This is a genomic window from Stenotrophomonas sp. YJH_SMC_10 (assembly GCF_059371555.1).
On sequence record NZ_JCAFUS010000006.1, the window covers coordinates 185937 to 202700 of the forward strand.

The following is a 16764-nucleotide window of genomic DNA, read 5'->3' on the forward strand; positions in this document are numbered from 1 at the left end:
GGCCGCATGAGCGCGCACGACACCCCTGCCACCGGCAGCGAGGCAAGCCATCAACTGCAACGCCTACTGGTCATCATGGCGCGCCTGCGCGACCCGCAGGGAGGTTGCCCATGGGACCTGGAGCAGGACTTCTCGACCATTGCCCCGTACACCATCGAGGAAGCCTACGAGGTGGCCGATGCGATCGACCGCGGCGACCTCGACGATCTCTGCGACGAGCTCGGCGACCTGCTGCTGCAGGTGGTGTTCCATGCGCGCATGGCCGAGGAGCTGGGCGCGTTCGGCTTCGCCGACGTCGCCCGCGCGATCAGCGACAAGATGCAGCGCCGCCACCCGCACGTGTTCGCCGATGTCAGCGTCGACGATGCCGATGGGGTGATGCGCAACTGGGAGGCGATCAAGCGCGCCGAGCGTGCCGCCAAGGGCGAGCAGGACACCTCCGCACTGGCTGGCATCTCGCGCGGCCTGCCGGAGTGGCAACGTGCGGTGAAGCTGCAGTCGCGCGCGGCCAAGGTCGGTTTCGACTGGCCAGGTCCGCTGCCGGTGCTGGACAAGGCGGCCGAGGAGCTGCAGGAGCTGCGGGAGGAGTTCGAGCGCGGCGATATCGCGGGCAACAAGGCGCGGCTGCAGGAAGAGCTCGGCGACCTGCTGTTCGTCTGCGCGAACCTGGCACGCCATGCCGATGTCGACCTGGGCGCCGCCCTGCGCGGCGCCAACCACAAGTTCGAGCGCCGTTTCCGTGCGATGGAGGCGCAGGCCGAAGCACAGGGCAGCGCATTGCCCGCACTGGACCTGGATGCGCAGGAAGCGCTGTGGCAGCAGGCCAAGGCGGCGGAGAAAGCGTGAAGACGCTGGGCCTGTTCCTGCTGACCGCGCTGGCCGAGATCGTCGGCTGCTACCTGCCCTGGGTATGGCTGCGCAAGGGCGGCAGCGTCTGGTTGCTGTTGCCGGCCGCGGCCAGCCTGGCCCTGTTCGCGTGGCTGTTGACGCTGCACCCGACCGCCAGTGGGCGGGTCTATGCGGCCTACGGTGGCGTGTACATCGGCACCGCGCTGTTCTGGTTGTGGCTGGTCGACGGCATCCGCCCCAGCCGCTGGGACCTGCTGGGCGCTGCGCTGTGCCTGGCCGGCATGGCGGTGATCATGTTCGGGCCGCGCACCTCTTCAGGGTAGCGCCGGGCCATGCGTGGCGGCGCTTCCTGCCGACCGCGCTGGCGCGCGCAAGCCGGGCATGGCTCGGCGCCACAAGGTCGGCGATGGTGCATGATGGCGACGACCCAGGTTCCCGGAGCACGCGCATGTCCCGCTTCGCCAGCTTCCGCGAGTTCTATCCGTTCTACCTCAGCGAGCATCGCCACCCGGTGTCGCGCCGCCTGCACTTCATCGGCAGCTGCGGGGTGCTGCTGCTGGTTGCGGCGGCAATCCTGCGCGGGCAAGCCATCCTCGTGCTGGCCGCCCTGTTCTGCGGTTACGGCTTCGCCTGGGTCGGTCACTTCTTTTTCGAGAAGAACCGCCCGGCGACATTCCAGCACCCGCTGTACTCGTTCATGGGCGACTGGATGATGTTCGCCGACATCCTGCGCGGGCGCGTGCCCTGGTAGTTCCCCTGTGAATGTGGCCTTCACGCGCTATGCTGGGGCCTGGACGTCACAGATAAGGAAAGCGAGATGTTCCCGACCATGTTTTTTACCGCGGTACTGGCTTTCGTGGCCGTGGTCATCCTGTTCAAGGCGGTACGGATGGTACCGCAGGGCTACGAATGGACCGTCGAGCGCTTCGGGCGGTACACGCACACCATGAGCCCCGGCCTGCACTTCCTGATCCCGATCGTGTACGGCGTGGGACGCAAGGTGAACATGATGGAGCAGGTGCTGGATGTGCCCAGCCAGGAAGTGATCACCAAGGACAACGCCGCCGTGCGCGTGGACGGCGTGGTGTTCTTCCAGGTCCTGGATGCGGCCAAGGCCGCCTACGAGGTGGCCAACCTGGAAGTGGCGATGATCGCCCTGGTGCAGACCAACATCCGTACCGTGATCGGTTCGATGGACCTGGATGAATCGCTCAGCCAGCGCGAGGTCATCAATGCCCAGCTGCTGAGCGTGGTCGACCATGCCACCAATCCCTGGGGCGTGAAGGTCAACCGCATCGAGATCCGCGACATCCAGCCGCCGCGCGATCTGCTGGACGCGATGGCGCGGCAGATGAAGGCCGAGCGCGAAAAGCGCGCGCAGATCCTCGAGGCAGAGGGTTCACGCCAGTCGGAGATCCTGCGCGCCGATGGCGAAAAGCAGGCCACCGTCCTGGAGGCCGAGGGCCGTCGCGAAGCCGCGTTCCGCGATGCCGAGGCGCGCGAACGCCTGGCCGAGGCCGAAGCGATGGCCACCAAGGTGGTGTCGGCGGCGATCGCCGAGGGTGACGTGCAGGCGATCAACTACTTTGTCGCGCAGAAGTACGTGGAAGCGTTCAAGGAACTGGCCAGTTCGCCGAACCAGAAGCTGGTGCTGATGCCGATGGAGGCCAGCGGGGTGATCGGATCGATCGCAGGCGTGGCCGAACTGGCAAAGCAGGCGCTGGCCAGCCAGGACAACAAGGCCGCGGGCAAGCGGCCGCCGCCGCTCGGAGGCTGACATGCGCTGGGAAGTCGTTGGTTGGGGCGCGTTGGCGCTGCTGCTGTTCGCGGCCGAAGCGCTGGCGCCGGGTGCGTTCATGCTGTGGATCGGCATTGGCGCGGCGGCCGTGTTCGTGCTGGTTGCGGTATTCAGCGACATTCCGCTGTTGTGGCAGGTGATCGCGTTCGTCCTGCTGAGCGTGGTGTCGATCCAGTGCTACCGGCGCTGGGGACGGCCGCGGGCACGGCCCAGCGATGCGCCGTTGCTCAACCGCCGCGCCGAGCAGCTGCTCGGCCGGGAGGTGGTACTGCAGCAGGGCATCGTCGATGGCCAGGGACGGGTCAGCATCGACGATGCGTCCTGGCCGGTGAGCGGCCCGGAGCTGCCGGCGGGTACGTGGGTGCGGGTGGTGGCGGTGCAGGGCAGCACGCTGCAGGTCGAGGCTGCGGGCCGCTCCCTGTAGAGCCGGGCCGCTTCGTGCGGGCGCCGGGCGTGGGCTCGGCGCTTGCGCTCCGGCGCTGCGGTGCGGCACGCCTGCGGGCGACCGATCTGGGATAATGGGGATTCTTGTTTCCTCTGCTGCCGGACCCGGTCATGACCCAGAAGACGCTGCTCAACGATACCCACCGCGCCCTCGGCGCCAAGATGGTCGATTTCGGGGGTTGGGACATGCCCATCCACTACGGCTCGCAGCTGGACGAGCATCATCTGGTGCGTCGCGACGCCGGCGTGTTCGACGTCAGCCACATGACCGTGGTCGACCTGCGCGGTGACCAGGTCAAGCCGTTCCTGCGTCGCCTGCTGGCCAACTCGATCGACAAGCTGAAGGTGACCGGCAAGGCGCTGTACTCGTGCATGCTGAATCCGCGCGGCGGTGTCATCGACGATCTGATCGTCTATTACCTGGACGAAGATTTCTTCCGCATGGTGGTCAACGCATCCACCCGCGAGAAGGATCTGGCGTGGCTGCGCGAGCAGGCCGCGCCGTTCGGCGTTTCGGTCGAGCAGCGTCCGGACCTGGCGATCCTCGCCGTGCAGGGCCCGAAGGCGCGCGACATCGTGATCGGCCTGGCCCGCGAAGCCGACCGTGCCGCGTTGACCAAGCTGGGGCGTTTCGCCGCCCTGCAGGCGCAGTCCGATGATGGCGTCGAGCTGTTCGTCGCGCGCACCGGCTACACCGGTGAAGATGGTTTCGAGATCCTGTTGCCGCAGGATGCCGTGGTCGCGTTCTGGAACCGCCTGCTGGCGGCAGGGGTGAAGCCGGCCGGCCTCGGCGCGCGCGACACCCTTCGCCTGGAAGCCGGCATGAACCTGTACGGCCAGGACATGGATGAAGAGATCAGCCCGTATGAAGCGGCGCTGGCCTGGACCGTGTCGCTGGACGAAGGCCGCGACTTCATCGGCCGCGACGTGCTGGAGGCGCAGAAGGCCGCCGGCACCGCGCGCCAGATGATCGGTCTGGTGATGGACGAGAAGGGCGTGCTGCGCCACGGCCAGGCGGTGACCACGGCCAGTGGCCAGGGCGAGATCCTGTCCGGCACCTTCTCGCCGACCCTGGCCAAGGGCATCGCCTTCGCCCGTGTGCCGGCCGGTGAGCTCGGCGAGGTCACCGTCGATATCCGCGGTCGGCAGGTGCCGGTGCGCGTGGTCAAGTTCCCGTTCGTGCGCGAAGGCCAGGCCCAGCCCGGCGTGCTCGCCGACGCCTGATCCGGACATGCCGGTCGTCACTGACAGCAGTGGCGGCCGGTTGGTTACACTAGCCCCGTTTTTTCCACCCCCTGCATATCTCTGGAGCAGTCCCATGAGCGAGATCCCCGGCGACCTCAAGTTCCTCAAGTCCCATGAGTGGGCCCGTGTCGAAGGCAATGGCCGCGTCACCGTCGGTATTTCCGACCACGCCCAGGGCCTGCTGGGTGACCTGGTCTACGTCGAACTGCCGGAAGTCGGCGCCGATGCCAAGGCCGGCGAGCAGATCGCCGTCGTCGAGTCGGTGAAGGCCGCCTCGGACGTCTACAGCCCGGTCAGCGGCAAGGTCGTCGAGGTCAACGCGGCGCTGTCCGACAAGCCGGAAACCATCAACGAAGATGCCTACGGCGAAGGCTGGATGTTCGTGGTCGAACTGACCAACGCCGAAGAGATCAACGACCTGCTCGATCCGGACGCGTACGCCGAAGCCCTGGAGAACGACGACCACTGAGTCGTCGCCTCCGGGTTCTGGAACGGCCACCTTCGGGTGGCCGTTTTTGTTTTGACGACCGCATCGGACTCATGCCGGCCGGTTCGCTGTGCGCCCTCGGTGCGGCATCAGCAGACAGACGAACGGTGCCGACAGGCGTGCGCAGTTTTGCGCAAATCCACGTTTCCGCCCCGCTCCGACGCAGTCGGATGTGAAAACTTTTCGCCCCCCGTTGCGGCCCCGTTGTGCTGGCGTTGGCCGCGGTGCCAGCAACCATCGGCGAAGCACGCGCACGCGCGCGGCGGCACTGCGCATGATTGCGCGGAGTGCTTATTTCAAGTGGTTTTTGTTCAACGTGTGCATTGGCGTTGGTCGCTGCGGCGTACGTGGTCAGCGCGTCAACCGCCATTGCAGGCCGTGCGTGCCGGCGGCGCAGGCGGTGTCCGGGATGGCGCGGATGTGAAAATTTTTCGCGGGGGTTGTTGACAGTAAAAAAAACCGTGATTAGGTTTCGCCTCAGCAGACCTTGCCTGCCCAACCGAGTGCGCAGAATCAATCGTCCGATGCGAAGCAGCCCCCTCAAGACCACCGCGACCCTGATGACGGTGGACACGGCCCCGCTTCCCCCGGAGAAATGCAAGGCACCTTCCGTTCCAGTGCCCGCTCCGCCGATCGAGGCGGGCATTGCCGCATCCGTAACGGCGCGCCTGACGCGCCGGCGGTCCCCGCACGCAGCATCCGCGGGTTTGATCCACCTGGGCGTTTCAACTCCCTATCACTGACGAGGAGCCATCCCATGGCAACCAAGAAAGCTGCGAAGAAAAAGCCCGCCGCCAAGAAGGCGGTGAAGAAGGTCGCGAAGAAGGCCGCTGCCAAGAAGGCAGTGAAGAAGGTCGCGAAGAAGGCGACCGCCAAGAAGGCAGTGAAGAAGGCGGCGAAGAAGGTCGCCAAGAAGGCCACTGCGAAGAAGGCAGTGAAGAAGGCGGCAAAGAAGGTCGCCAAGAAGTCCACTGCCAAGAAGGCCGCGAAGAAGGTAGCCAAGAAGGCCACCAAGAAGACCGCCAAGAAGGCAACGGCCCGCAAGCCTGCCAAGAAGGTCGCGAAGAAGGCCACTGCCAAGAAGGCCGTCAAGAAGACCGCCAAGAAGGCAGTGAAGAAGACCGCGAAGAAGGCCACCAAGAAGGCTGCCCCGAAGAAGGCGGCGAAGAAGGTTGCCAAGCGCAAGCCGGCCGCCCGCAAGAAGAAGGCCGCTCCGGTCGCTCTGCCGGCAACCCCGGCGCCGCTGATCTAAGTACTTCCCGATAGCCGCATCCTGAAACCCCTTCCCTGGCTGCCCAGCGGGGAGGGGGTTTTTTTATGGGGCCGCCTGTAGCGTCAAGCCATGCCCGACGGCTTTTCAAACGGTCGACGTTATCGGTGCGGCGCCGGTGGAAAGCGCTCCACCAGGAAATCCAGGAAGCTGCGCAGGCGGGTCGAACGGTAACGGTCGTGGGCGTAGACCACGTGCATCGGCCGACCGGCCTGGCCGTGTTCGGGGAACAGCTGCACCAGGCGTCCGGCGTCGACATCGGCGCCCAGCAGCAGCGTCGATTGCAGGACGATGCCCAGGCCATGCAGCGCCGCCGAACGCAGCGCTTCGCCATTGTTGATCTGCAGCCGCCCGTCGGGAACGCGGTCGAGCCCGCCAGCATCGCCCTGCAGCCACTGTGCCAGCGCGCTCGGTTCGAACGACAGGCACTGGTGCCGGGCAAGCGCCTGCACGCTGTGTGGCGTGCCATGCCGGGCCAGGTACGCGGGCGAGGCGCACATCATCAGGCGATAGGGCGCCAGCGCACGCGCAACCAGCACGGTGCTGTCGGCCAGCGTTCCGATGCGCAGTGCCGCCTCGAAGCCCTCTTCGGCCAGGTCGACCACACGATCGGTCAGCGTGGCTTCGACGCGGACATCCGGATGACGCGCCATGTACTCGGCCAGCGCCGGCACCAGCGCGTGTGTACCGAAGATCACCGGTGCACTGATGCGCAGCGTGCCCGCCGGTGAGAGCTGCTGGTGCTGCGCCTGCGCGTCGGTCTCCTCCACCAGGCGCAGGATCTCCCTGCAGCGCGTGTAGTAGTCCTCGCCGAATGGCGTCATGTGCTGGCGCCGGGTGGTACGGCTCAACAGCTGCATCCCCAGCCGGGCTTCCAGCGCACGCAGGTGCTTGCCCGCCATCGTCGCGGAGATCTCCATCGCCGCCGCGGCCGCACTGAGGCTGCCCTTGTCCACGATCAGCACGTAGACCTGCATGCTTTCCAGCAGGTTCATCTGACACCCCGGGTGTTGAATGCTGAAACCTGCGCGGAGTTTATCAATCAGGGGTGATCGTACAGCCTGTCCTGCACCGGCCGGATGCACCGGCCCCACTGACAGGAGACCCCCATGGACTTGAATCTTGCAGGCCGTACCGCACTGGTGACGGGCGCGGCCAGCGGCATCGGCGCCGCCGTCGCCAGGCAGCTGGCGGCGCAGGGCGTGCACGTCGCCATCACGTCGCGGCGCCAGGAACCGCTGCTGGCATTGGCCGCACGGATCGAAGCCGACGGCGGCGCAGCACCGGTCGTCGTGGCCGGCGATCTCACCGTTGCCGATGATGTCCTGCATGTCGCACAGGCATCGCGGGCCGCGTTGCAGCGCATCGACATCCTGGTCAATGCGGCGGGAGGCTCGCGTCCGACCACGGTGGACGCCGCTGACGAGGTATGGGACGAGGCGATCGCCCTGAACTTCTCCGCTGCGCGACGGCTGACCCAGGCACTGTTGCCGGACATGCAGGCGCGCCGATGGGGGCGAGTGATCAACTTCAGCGGTTCGATGGAGCCACGCGCGGTCAATGCCGCTACCGCGGCGAAGGCGGCACTGCATCTGTGGAGCAAGGGGCTGGCATCGGAGCTGGCCGGGCAGGGCATCACGGTGAATGCGATCGCGCCGGGGCGTATCAACAGCGCGCAGATCCTCGATCGCCTGCATCCCACCGAAGCCAGCCGGCGCGAGTTCATTGCGCGCAACATCCCCATCGGACGCTTCGGAGAGCCGGAGGAAGTGGCGCCGCTGGTGGCGTTCCTGGCCTCGCCGCTGGCTGGCTACATCACCGGTGCGGTGATCCCTGTGGACGGTGGCATGCACTACTTTGCGCACTAGCGCCGCGGAGCTGCAGCGCCGAACCCATGCTCGGCTGTTTTTCGCCACGATGCCGCTCGGCCGAGCGTGGCTCGGCTCAACACAACAACAAAAAGGGCGGCCCGCAGGCCGCCCTTCAGGCTCACGGTCGAGCCCGCCCGATCAGCGCGGCGAGGCGACCGCGCGATTGCCGGAGGCACCCTTGCCTTTGCGCTTGTCCTGCTGCGCCGGGCTCGCACCCTCGGCCATCAGGTTGTCGCTGCCAAAGTCGGTGTCCACATCCAGCCAGCGCTGCGCCGGCAGGCCCAGCGCGGAGTCGAGCACGGTCGGCAGCAGGCCGCTGGGCAGGCCGCTTTCGCCATTCCAGAGGATGGCGATGCCGAGGTCGCGTTCCGGCACCAGCGCGACCAGGCCGCGATAGCCCTGCACGGCGCCGGCATGGAACACCACGTCGTGGCCGGCGTAGTCGAACGTGCGCCATCCCAGGGCGTAGCCCGCCGAGTGCAGGCGCTCGCGACGCCACCCCGAACGCATTTCGCCCGGGGTGTTGATCAGGCTCGAATGCAGCGTGGCCAGCAGCGGGGCCGGCAGCACGTCGGGGCGATGGCCGGTATGGGCCAGCAGCCACTGCGCCATGTCACTGGCGCTGGCATTGACGCCGGCCGCCGGCGCCACGCGGTAATAGGTCGGCTTCGGCGTCAGCGAGACCCAGCCATTGCGGCTGCGCACGTGCGGACGCGCCCAGCGCGAGCTGGCCTGGATGCCGGCCAGGCCCAGGCTGGCATCGTTCATGCCCAGCGGCTTGAAGATGCGGCGCTCCACCGACTGCTCGTAAAAGCTGCCGGACGCGGCATAGACGACGTCGCCGATCAGGCTGAAGGCCACGTTCTGGTAGGCGTAGCAGTCGCCCGGCAGGCACTTGAGGCTGGTGTTGGCCAGCTTCTGGGTCAGCGCGTAGTACTCGGCGTTGCCTTCGATATCGCGGTCATAGGCGTTGTAGGGCAGGCCGACGCGGTGGCTGAGCACATCGGCCACGGTCAGCCGATCGGTTGCTTCCGGCGAGCTCAGGCGGAAGCCCGGCACGTAGTCGGTGACCTTGCTGTCCCAGCGCAGCGTACCGTCGTTGACCAGCAGGCCGGCCATGGTGCCGGCGAACGCCTTCGACAGCGAGGCCAGGCGGAACACAGTGTGCGCATCGACCGGCTGCGGATTGTTGACGTCGGTAACGCCATAGCCGCGCGCGCTGAGGATGCGGCCGCCCTGCACGATCGCCACCGCCATGCCCGGCACGCGCTCGCCATAGGTGAGCTGCTGCGCCATCGACTCGATGTTGGCGACGTTGAAGCCGGGGGCCGGCGCCTGCACATGCGGCACCAGCCCGGTGCGGTAGGCCGCTGGCTGGGTGTGCGGCACGGCGCTGGTGGCGGCCGATTCAATGTTGGCCGGCATCGGTGGCAACGCCGGCGGGGTCTGCGCGGTGGTGGACAAGGCAACGGGCATCAACATGCCCAGCAAACCGGTGGCCGCCGAACGGATCGGACGACGCAGGCTGTTCTTTTTCATCGGTTGGACCCGTGCGCGACTGCTGATGGCGATTCTAGCGCCGCTTTTCCTCTGTGCACAAACAAAGCGAAGATGAATGCGCATCTCGTTGAAAAAGTTGGAATTTTGACGCCCCGAAAGTGTGTCGGAACGTGTCGCCGCCGGGCTGCGTCCTGCGCCGTCGCAGGCGCCAGGACGGGGCACGCTGGCGCTGTTGCGGTGCATTGGCTAACGTACGCGCTTCACTGCCCCCCGGAGCCTGCCATGCCGCTGTCCAACCGCCGTCTGCGGGCGAGGGCCGCTGTGTGAGCGCGGCACCGGGCAAGGGGGCACTGCGCGGACTGACGACGGCGCTGCGCGAGTCGCCGGCGCTGTGGTGGTCGTTCCTGTACTTCTTCTGCCTGCTCAGCGGCTACTACGTGCTGCGCCCGGTGCGCGAGGCGATGGCCGCTTCCGCCGACCTGGAAACGGTGTTTCCGCCCGTGCTGATTGCCTGGTTCCAGAGCCATGGCATCGCATTGAAGGATTTCGTCCTGCAGTTCCTGTTCTCCTGCGTGTTCGTGATCATGCTGGTGCTGCAGCCGGTCTACGGCTGGCTGGTCAGCCGCTTCCCGCGGCGCGTGTTCCTGCCCGCGGTGTATGGCTTCTTCATCGTTACCCTGCTGGGCTTCTATGTCATGTTCGACAGCGGCGTGCCGGGCCGCGGCATGGCGTTCTTCTTCTGGATCACGGTCTTCAACCTGTTCGCGGTGGCGGTGTTCTGGAGCTTCATGGCCGACGTGTTCTCCAACGCGCAGGCACGCGCCTTCTACGGCTACATCGGCGCGGCAGGCACCCTCGGGGCCTTCCTCGGCCCGATCATCACCAGTGCGCTGGTGCAACGCGTGGGCATCGCCAACCTGATGCTGGTCTCGGCCGGTTTCCTCGCCATCTGTCTGTTGAGCATCTGGCGGCTGCGGCACTGGGCGGTGCTGCGCGAACGCGAGCAGCAACTGGTGTCCGGCGAGCAGCCGATGGGCGGCAGCGTACTGGATGGCCTGAAACTGATCGTGCGCGAGCCGCTGCTGCGCTGGCTGGCGGTGATGGTGGTGTTCGGCGTGGGCGTCGGCACGCTGTTGTACAACCAGCAGGCCAGCATCGTGCGTGCGGCCTTCACCGACCCGGCGGCCAGTACCGCGTTCTTCTCGCGCATCGACCTGGCGGTGAACGCGCTGGCGCTGCTGATGCAGCTGGGCCTGACCCGCTGGCTGCTGTCGCGCCACGGCATCGCGCCGGCGCTGCTGGTTCCCGGGTTTGCGATCCTGCTCGGTTTCTCGGTGCTGGCCGCCTCGCCGATGCCGCTGATGGTCGCGGTGGTGCAGGTGATGACCCGCGCCAGCGAATTCGCACTGGCCAAGCCGGCGCGCGAGACCATCTACACGCGCGTCGACCGGCAGTGGCGCTACAAGGCCGGTGCGGCGATCGACACCGTGGTCTACCGCGGCGCGGACCTGAGCTTCGCGTGGCTGCACAAGGGCCTGTCCCTATTCGGATCGCACGTCGTGTTCATCGGTGGCGTGGTGGTGGCCGCGTGCATGACCGCTGCCGCATTCGGCGTGCTGCGCGAAGAACAGAAACTGCCGCGCGACCGTTGATTTGCCGGGGTCAGAGCCCTTTCCCGCGGGGAAAGGGCGCTGACCCCATTCTCCTTCCCTGTCCAAGGAACTGCCCATGTACTGGATCGCACTCGCCCTGACCCTGCTCGTCGCCCTGCTGCACGTCTATTTCCTGGTGCTGGAGATGTTCCTGTGGACCCGCCCGCTGGGCCTGAAGACCTTCCGCAACACGCCGGAGAAGGCGGAGACCACGCGCGTACTGGCGGCCAACCAGGGCCTGTACAACGGCTTCCTGGCAGCAGGCATCGTGGTGGGGCTGGTGATCGGGCAGCCGGTGCTGGTGACGTTCTCGCTGGCCTGTGTGGTGGTGGCGGGGTGCTATGGCGCGTACAGCGTGAGCCGGCGCATTTTCATGATCCAGGCGGTGCCGGCGATCCTGGCGCTGGTGTTTCTCGCGCTGGCGTAGTTTCCAGCCAACGGCGCAGCCCCTCGTGGGTTGGTCGCGGAATGCGGGTCGTGGATCTGGCCGGGCGGATGGGCTGGGCAGGGGACGCCGTAAACCCGTCCCTGGGGGCTTGGCCGCGGCATCCATGCCGCGGACACCCCTGCCCAGCCCATCCGCCCGACCCCGGACAGTTTCCGTGTGCGGCCAGCCCACGGAGAAGAAAAAGAAGATCAAGGGCAACAGCGGGTCGCTGCGCTCGTGGGTTCGGCGCGCATGAAAAAAGCGGCCGAAGGGCCGCTTTTGCTTTTGCTTTTGCTTTTGATCTTTTTTTTCTTCCGTGGGTGGACGCCACAGAGATCTGTCAGAGGCTGGGGGCGGTGGGTTCGCGGGGGTGTCCGCGGCATGGATGCCGCGGCCAAGCCCCCAGGGACGGGTTCACGGCGTCCCCCTCGAATCCACCGCCCCCGGCCCCCACCGGAAACCAGCGCTTTCCGCGATCAACCGTCCACCCACGAGGGGCTGCGCCGTTCGCCGGAACACTACTTCGCCGGCGACATCCACATGTCGATGACCGCGCTGAACACCTCCGTCCCTGCGCGGTCGCGCACGCTGACCGTCACCGGCAGCGCATACCCCTCGGCCGCAACGACAATCGGCTGTGCCGGCAGCGCGACCGCCTGCAGCGTGCCCCGTGCCTTGGCCAGGTACTGCACCTGCATTCCCTTCGGAATCCAGCGCATCCCCTTCGGCAGCGATGCATCGACCATCAACCCGGCGGTCAGTTCGGCCAGGTTGCACATCGCGATCGCGTGCACCGTGCCGATGTGGTTGCGCACCCTGCGGCGGTCGGCCAGCGTGCCTTCGCAGCGGCCGTGTTCCAGGCGGGTGATGCGTGGCGCGATGCTGGCGAAGTAGGGCGCCTTGAAACACACCGCGCGCGAGAACAGCCAGTTGCCGGCAGGCCAGCGCTGCAGGCGGTTGTAGAGCGAGAGCAGGGGCGTGGACATGGTGGGTATTCCGGTCGGCGGATAAAGCGACGGCGGGCCGAGGCCCGCCGTCGAGGCAACGCGTGTCGCGGGCGATCAGGCGGCCTGCGAATGCGGATCCTTGTGCTGGCGGTCGTAGTAGCTGGCCGCGCGCAGTTCGTGGGTGTCGAAGTCGTCCACGGTGATGGTGTCCAGGGTCAGCGTGCGCAGCTCTTCCAGCAGGCTGCGCTCGTCCTGGGTGATCACGCCCTCGGCCACGGCTTCGTCCAGCTGGCTCTTGAAGTCCAGCGCCTCGATGCCCTTGCTCTTCAGCGCCTTCAGGAACTTGCGCTCCACCGGCTCGGCCATGATCGCCTTGCTCAGGTAGCTGTTGATGCGGCCACCCGGGTTGTTCTCGCAGGGGGTCAGGAACACGCCACTGGCCAGGCGGTCGCGGGCTTCGTTCGGCGCCATCAGCAGGGCGGCGACGCGGCGGCTCAGGCGGTCGCCCGGAGCCTCGGCACGACGGCCCAGCGGGAAGATCAGCGCCCACATCAGCCAGCCGATCGGACGGATCGGGAAGTTGCGCAGCGCGGCCGACAGCGACTCTTCGATCTTGTGCACGCTGTCATGGAAGGCCCAGGCCAGCAGCGGCTGGTCGGCCTGCGGCGCGCCTTCGTCGTGGTAGCGCTTGAGCATGGCGCTGGTCATGTAGACGTGGCTCAGCACATCGCCCAGGCGGCCGGACAGCGATTCCTTGAACTTCAGCTTGCCGCCCAGGGTCATCATCGAGATGTCGGCCATCAGCGCCAGGTTGGCCGAGTAGCGGTCCAGCTTGCGGAAGTAGCGGCGGGTGTAGGCGTCGCCCGGGGCGGCACCGAAGCGCGCGCCGGTCAGGCCGAACCAGAACGAACGCACGGCATTGGAGATGCCGAAGCGGATGTGGCCGAACAGGCTGCGGTCGAACTCCTGCAGGCCGGCGCGGGTATCCGGATCCTGCGCGGCCTTCATTTCCTTCAGCACCCACGGGTGGCAGAGGATCGCACCCTGGCCGAAGATCAGCAGGCTGCGGGTCATGATGTTGGCGCCTTCCACGGTGATCGCGATCGGCGCGGCCTGCCAGCTGCGGCCGGCGAAGTTGCGCGGCCCCAGGATGATGCCCTTGCCGCCGATCACGTCCATCATGTCCGAGATCACTTCGCGGCTCATGGTGGTGCAGTGGTACTTGGCGATGGCCGACGGCACCGACGGCACGTCGCCACGGTCGACCGCGGCAGCGGTGGCCTGCGACAGTGCGCTGATCTTGTAGGCCTTGCCGCCGATGCGGGCCAGTGCTTCCTCGACGCCCTCGAAGCGGCCGACCGACAGGCCGAACTGCTTGCGGATGCGGGCGTAGGCGCCGGTGACGGCAGCACCGGCCTTGGCACCACCACTGGCGGTGGACGGCAGGGTGATCGAGCGGCCCACGGCCAGGCACTCGTTGAGCATGTTCCAGCCCTTGCCGGCCATGGCCGCGCCGCCGATCAGCTGGGTCAGCGGAATGAACACGTCCTTCCCGCGGATCGGGCCGTTCTGGAACGTCGAGTTCAGCGGGAAGTGGCGACGGCCGATCTCAACGCCGGCGGTGTCGCGCGGCAGCAGGCCCAGGGTGATGCCGATGTCGCGGGTGTCGCCGATCAGGCCATCCGGGTCATACATGCGGAAGGCCAGGCCGATCAGCGAAGCGACCGGGGCCAGGGTGATGTAGCGCTTGTCGAAGGTCAGCTTGACGCCGAGCACCTGCTCGCCGTTCCACTCGCCCCTGCAGACAATGCCGTAGTCCGGAATCGAGGTGGCATCGGAGCCGGCGAACGGACCGGTCAGGCCGAAGCAGGGCACTTCACGGCCATCGGCCAGGCGCGGCAGGTACTGGTCCTTCTGTTCCTGGGTGCCGTAATGCACCAGCAGTTCACCCGGGCCCAGCGAGTTGGGCACGCCGACGGTGGAGCTGACCACCGAGGACACCGAGGCCAGCTTCTGGATCACCTTGTGGTGGGCCAGCGCGGAGAAACCCAGGCCGCCGTATTCCTTCGGGATGATCATGCCGAAGAACTTGTTCTTCTTGATGAAGGCCCACAGCTCCGGCGGCAGGTCGGCATGGACGTGGGTGATTTCCCAGTCGTTGACCATCGCGCACAGCTCTTCCACCGGGCCGTCGAGGAAAGCCTGCTCTTCGGCGGTCAGCTGCGGCTTGGGGTAGTTGAGCAGGATGTTCCAGTCCGGATCACCGGTGAACAGTTCGCCCTCGAAACCGACCGAACCGGTTTCCAGCGCGATGCGCTCGGTCTGCGACAGCGGCGGCAGCACCTTGCGGAACACCTTCATCATCGGGCCGGTCAACAGCGGCTTGCGGATGAACGGCAGCAGCAGCGGCACGGCGATGACGGCCAGCACCGCTGCGGCAACGATCGTGGCCGTCTGGTTGACGTAGGGAATGAACCAGCAGGCGACCAGCAGGGCCACGCTGATCAGCGTCCAGGTAACCAGCCGCATGCGGTGGTAGGCGACGAACGCGCCTGCCAGCAGCAGGGCGAGGAAGGGAAGAACGATGCTCATGAGCGTGCTCCGGTGACGTGCTCGTTTGTGGCGGACGAAGCCGCAGCGTCCGCTGCGGGCAACACGTCCAGATAGTCCAACACAGTAGCGGTAAAGGCGTCGTTGTCATCGCCGGCGACCATGTGCGTGGCCTGCGGCAGCTGTACATGGCGAGCATGCGGCGCCAACGCCAGGAATTCGGCCACGGTCTGTGGCGTGACCAGGTCGCTGCGGCCGCCACTGACCAGCAGCAGCGGGCACTTCACCTGGCGCGCAGCGTCGGCCAGCGCATCCTGATGCTGCTCGCTGTCGCGAGCCAGTTCGGCCACCAGGCGCGGATCCCAGTGCCAGCGCCAACGCCCGTGGCCGTCCTCGCGCAGCAGCGCACGCAGCGACTGCTCGGATTTCCGCGGACGGTGCGGCATGTAGGCCGAGATCACGTCGGCGGCCTGGGTCAGCGAGGCGAAGCCGTCGGGATGGGCGGTCATGAAGGCGAGGATGCGCTCGACACCGGCGGTATCCCAGCGCGGGGTGATGTCGACCAGCACCATCGCCGAGAACAGCCCCGGCCAGCGCGACTCGGCCAGCAGCCCGAACAGCCCGCCCATCGAGGCGGCAACCAGTACCGGCGGGCGCGGCTGTTCACCGGCCAGCACGATCAGGTCGTCGGCGAACTGTTCGCCGTGATAGGGCAGGTCGGCGCCATTCCAGTCGGAATCGCCATGGCCGCGCGCGTCGTAGGCCAGCGTCTGCAGGCCGGCCGCGTTCAGTGCGCGGGCGGTGGCATTCCAGGCGTGGCGGGTCTGGCCGAAGCCATGCGCGAACAGCACCCGGCCGCGCCGGCCATGGTCGCTTACGGTCGCCGCCAGGCGAGCGCCATGGGCGGCGTCCAGGCGCAGGTCATGAAACGCAGCGGGAGTTGGGGACGTAACCATACTTGCTAGTATGGATCGCTTCCGAGGGATGTCAATACTGCAGGGTATGGTGCGTTGCGCAAGGTGCCTGGAGAGGGGCTCACGGGACCCTGTGACGGTTTCGACCGCAACCGCGTACTGCAACGAACCCCGGCGTATGGTTAAATCAGTCCATGAATCAACCTGACGCTTCCGCCGGCGAACCGCGCGCCGGCCGCAACAGCCGCCTGAGTGCCGAAGACTGGGCCCAGGCGGCCCTCGATCTGATTGCTGAACAAGGTGTCGGCGCCGTCGCGGTGGAGCCCCTGGCTCGGCGACTGGGTGTCACCAAGGGCAGTTTCTACTGGCATTTCCCCTCGCGCGACGCATTGCTGCAGGCGGCACTGGAACGCTGGGAGCTGTTTGAGCAGGAACAGGTATTCGGCAGCCTGGAAGACGTGCCGGACCCGCGCGTGCGCCTGCGCCAGCTGTTCCAGATGGTGGCGCATGAAGTGCAGCCGCACATCATCTACAGCGAATTGCTGAAGGCGCTGGACCATCCGATGGTGCGGCCGGTGATCGACCGGGTCTCGCAGCGTCGCCTCGACTATCTGGTCGCCTCGTTCCGACAGGCCGGCCTCAGCTCGACCGATGCACGCCATCGAGCGCGCCTGGCCTATGCCGCCTACGTCGGCTTCCTGCAGTTGTCGCTGCAGCTGCAGCAGCCCAAGCAGGCGCGCGAGGACTTCGAAGCGTACGTCGAGCATCTGATCGAGACGCTGATTCCGAACGGATGAGCGCCCCGGGATC

17 protein-coding genes are annotated in these 16764 nt (G+C 67.0%); 12 read left to right on the forward strand and 5 right to left on the reverse strand.

All coding sequences use genetic code 11. The features are described 5' to 3' along the window. The first annotated feature begins 6 nt into the window (after positions 1-6). From mazG to AC5P9C_RS10590, 8 genes are all read left to right on the forward strand, one after another. Positions 7-846, forward strand: coding sequence for a nucleoside triphosphate pyrophosphohydrolase (gene mazG, locus AC5P9C_RS10555; RefSeq protein WP_343541654.1), 840 nt, complete (start codon positions 7-9; stop codon positions 844-846). Further along, positions 843-1172, forward strand: a complete 330-nt coding sequence (locus AC5P9C_RS10560) for a YnfA family protein (protein WP_049395784.1) — start codon at positions 843-845, stop codon at positions 1170-1172. Before mazG ends, AC5P9C_RS10560 begins: the two co-directional genes overlap by 4 nt. A 125-nt stretch (positions 1173-1297) precedes the next feature. After that, complete coding sequence (locus AC5P9C_RS10565; protein ID WP_064239033.1) at positions 1298-1600, forward strand: Mpo1-like protein; 303 nt, start codon at positions 1298-1300, stop codon at positions 1598-1600. 66 nt (positions 1601-1666) lie between these two features. Continuing rightward, on the forward strand, positions 1667-2626 hold the full coding sequence (locus AC5P9C_RS10570; RefSeq protein WP_049469781.1) for an SPFH domain-containing protein: 960 nt from the start codon (positions 1667-1669) through the stop codon (positions 2624-2626). Between the two features lies 1 nt (position 2627). Beyond that, complete coding sequence (locus tag AC5P9C_RS10575) at positions 2628-3071, forward strand: NfeD family protein (protein WP_053461103.1); 444 nt, start codon at positions 2628-2630, stop codon at positions 3069-3071. 131 nt (positions 3072-3202) lie between these two features. Beyond that, positions 3203-4315 carry a glycine cleavage system aminomethyltransferase GcvT gene (gcvT, locus tag AC5P9C_RS10580; RefSeq protein ID WP_057494970.1) on the forward strand — a complete coding sequence of 371 codons (1113 nt, stop codon included), beginning with the start codon at positions 3203-3205 and terminating at the stop codon, positions 4313-4315. 94 nt (positions 4316-4409) lie between these two features. Continuing rightward, the gene (gene gcvH, locus AC5P9C_RS10585) at positions 4410-4805 is read left to right on the forward strand and encodes a glycine cleavage system protein GcvH (RefSeq protein ID WP_049469771.1); all 396 of its coding nucleotides are present in this window, start codon (positions 4410-4412) and stop codon (positions 4803-4805) included. 775 nt (positions 4806-5580) lie between these two features. Continuing rightward, positions 5581-6075, forward strand: a complete 495-nt coding sequence (locus AC5P9C_RS10590) for a hypothetical protein (protein ID WP_049469766.1) — start codon at positions 5581-5583, stop codon at positions 6073-6075. Between the two features lie 119 nt (positions 6076-6194). On the opposite strand, the gene AC5P9C_RS10595 is transcribed toward AC5P9C_RS10590, so the two are convergent. Then, the gene (locus tag AC5P9C_RS10595; protein ID WP_343541652.1) at positions 6195-7088 is read right to left on the reverse strand and encodes a LysR family transcriptional regulator; all 894 of its coding nucleotides are present in this window, start codon (positions 7086-7088) and stop codon (positions 6195-6197) included. A 114-nt stretch (positions 7089-7202) separates the two neighbouring features. Here AC5P9C_RS10595 and AC5P9C_RS10600 point away from each other — a divergent pair, with 114 nt between their 5' ends. After that, a complete protein-coding gene (locus tag AC5P9C_RS10600; RefSeq protein WP_057494972.1) occupies positions 7203-7961 on the forward strand; it encodes an SDR family NAD(P)-dependent oxidoreductase in 759 nt (252 codons plus the stop codon). A gap of 141 nt (positions 7962-8102) precedes the next feature. Here AC5P9C_RS10600 and AC5P9C_RS10605 read toward each other — a convergent pair whose 3' ends face one another. After that, positions 8103-9503 carry a serine hydrolase domain-containing protein gene (locus tag AC5P9C_RS10605; protein ID WP_049469759.1) on the reverse strand — a complete coding sequence of 467 codons (1401 nt, stop codon included), beginning with the start codon at positions 9501-9503 and terminating at the stop codon, positions 8103-8105. Between the two features lie 284 nt (positions 9504-9787). Here AC5P9C_RS10605 and AC5P9C_RS10610 point away from each other — a divergent pair, with 284 nt between their 5' ends. After that, entirely contained in the window at positions 9788-11116 is a 1329-nt protein-coding gene (locus tag AC5P9C_RS10610; protein ID WP_414615360.1) for an NTP/NDP exchange transporter, read from the forward strand. A gap of 76 nt (positions 11117-11192) precedes the next feature. Continuing rightward, entirely contained in the window at positions 11193-11543 is a 351-nt protein-coding gene (locus AC5P9C_RS10615; protein ID WP_343542546.1) for a DUF1304 domain-containing protein, read from the forward strand. 518 nt (positions 11544-12061) lie between these two features. On the opposite strand, the gene AC5P9C_RS10620 is transcribed toward AC5P9C_RS10615, so the two are convergent. The 3 genes from AC5P9C_RS10620 to AC5P9C_RS10630 form a co-directional block, all read right to left on the reverse strand. Further along, complete coding sequence (locus AC5P9C_RS10620; RefSeq protein WP_064239027.1) at positions 12062-12529, reverse strand: hotdog fold domain-containing protein; 468 nt, start codon at positions 12527-12529, stop codon at positions 12062-12064. A gap of 75 nt (positions 12530-12604) precedes the next feature. Next, positions 12605-15082: an acyl-CoA dehydrogenase gene (locus AC5P9C_RS10625; protein WP_343542547.1), complete on the reverse strand. Its 2478-nt coding sequence runs from the start codon at positions 15080-15082 to the stop codon at positions 12605-12607. Continuing rightward, positions 15079-15996 (reverse strand): alpha/beta fold hydrolase, encoded by a 918-nt coding sequence (locus AC5P9C_RS10630; RefSeq protein ID WP_053461095.1) that lies wholly within the window; start codon positions 15994-15996, stop codon positions 15079-15081. The genes AC5P9C_RS10625 and AC5P9C_RS10630 overlap by 4 nt, the downstream gene beginning before the upstream one ends. 152 nt (positions 15997-16148) lie before the next feature. On the opposite strand from AC5P9C_RS10630, the gene AC5P9C_RS10635 reads away from it, so the two are divergent. Beyond that, complete coding sequence (locus AC5P9C_RS10635) at positions 16149-16751, forward strand: TetR/AcrR family transcriptional regulator (protein ID WP_005418411.1); 603 nt, start codon at positions 16149-16151, stop codon at positions 16749-16751. Positions 16752-16764 lie beyond the last annotated feature (13 nt).

What these genes read in the sequence shown, in the direction of transcription:
- AC5P9C_RS10615 (WP_343542546.1), top strand. Translation starts at nt 11,193, where the DNA reads ATGTACTGGATCGCACTCGCCCTGACCCTGCTCGTCGCCCTGCTGCAC.
- AC5P9C_RS10590 (WP_049469766.1), top strand. Translation starts at nt 5,581, where the DNA reads ATGGCAACCAAGAAAGCTGCGAAGAAAAAGCCCGCCGCCAAGAAGGCG.
- gcvT (WP_057494970.1), top strand. Translation starts at nt 3,203, where the DNA reads ATGACCCAGAAGACGCTGCTCAACGATACCCACCGCGCCCTCGGCGCC.
- mazG (WP_343541654.1), top strand. Translation starts at nt 7, where the DNA reads ATGAGCGCGCACGACACCCCTGCCACCGGCAGCGAGGCAAGCCATCAA.
- AC5P9C_RS10635 (WP_005418411.1), top strand. Translation starts at nt 16,149, where the DNA reads ATGAATCAACCTGACGCTTCCGCCGGCGAACCGCGCGCCGGCCGCAAC.
- AC5P9C_RS10575 (WP_053461103.1), top strand. Translation starts at nt 2,628, where the DNA reads ATGCGCTGGGAAGTCGTTGGTTGGGGCGCGTTGGCGCTGCTGCTGTTC.
- AC5P9C_RS10570 (WP_049469781.1), top strand. Translation starts at nt 1,667, where the DNA reads ATGTTCCCGACCATGTTTTTTACCGCGGTACTGGCTTTCGTGGCCGTG.
- AC5P9C_RS10625 (WP_343542547.1), bottom strand. Translation starts at nt 15,082, where the DNA reads ATGAGCATCGTTCTTCCCTTCCTCGCCCTGCTGCTGGCAGGCGCGTTC.
- AC5P9C_RS10565 (WP_064239033.1), top strand. Translation starts at nt 1,298, where the DNA reads ATGTCCCGCTTCGCCAGCTTCCGCGAGTTCTATCCGTTCTACCTCAGC.
- gcvH (WP_049469771.1), top strand. Translation starts at nt 4,410, where the DNA reads ATGAGCGAGATCCCCGGCGACCTCAAGTTCCTCAAGTCCCATGAGTGG.
- AC5P9C_RS10620 (WP_064239027.1), bottom strand. Translation starts at nt 12,529, where the DNA reads ATGTCCACGCCCCTGCTCTCGCTCTACAACCGCCTGCAGCGCTGGCCT.
- AC5P9C_RS10605 (WP_049469759.1), bottom strand. Translation starts at nt 9,503, where the DNA reads ATGAAAAAGAACAGCCTGCGTCGTCCGATCCGTTCGGCGGCCACCGGT.
- AC5P9C_RS10600 (WP_057494972.1), top strand. Translation starts at nt 7,203, where the DNA reads ATGGACTTGAATCTTGCAGGCCGTACCGCACTGGTGACGGGCGCGGCC.
- AC5P9C_RS10630 (WP_053461095.1), bottom strand. Translation starts at nt 15,996, where the DNA reads ATGGTTACGTCCCCAACTCCCGCTGCGTTTCATGACCTGCGCCTGGAC.
- AC5P9C_RS10595 (WP_343541652.1), bottom strand. Translation starts at nt 7,088, where the DNA reads ATGAACCTGCTGGAAAGCATGCAGGTCTACGTGCTGATCGTGGACAAG.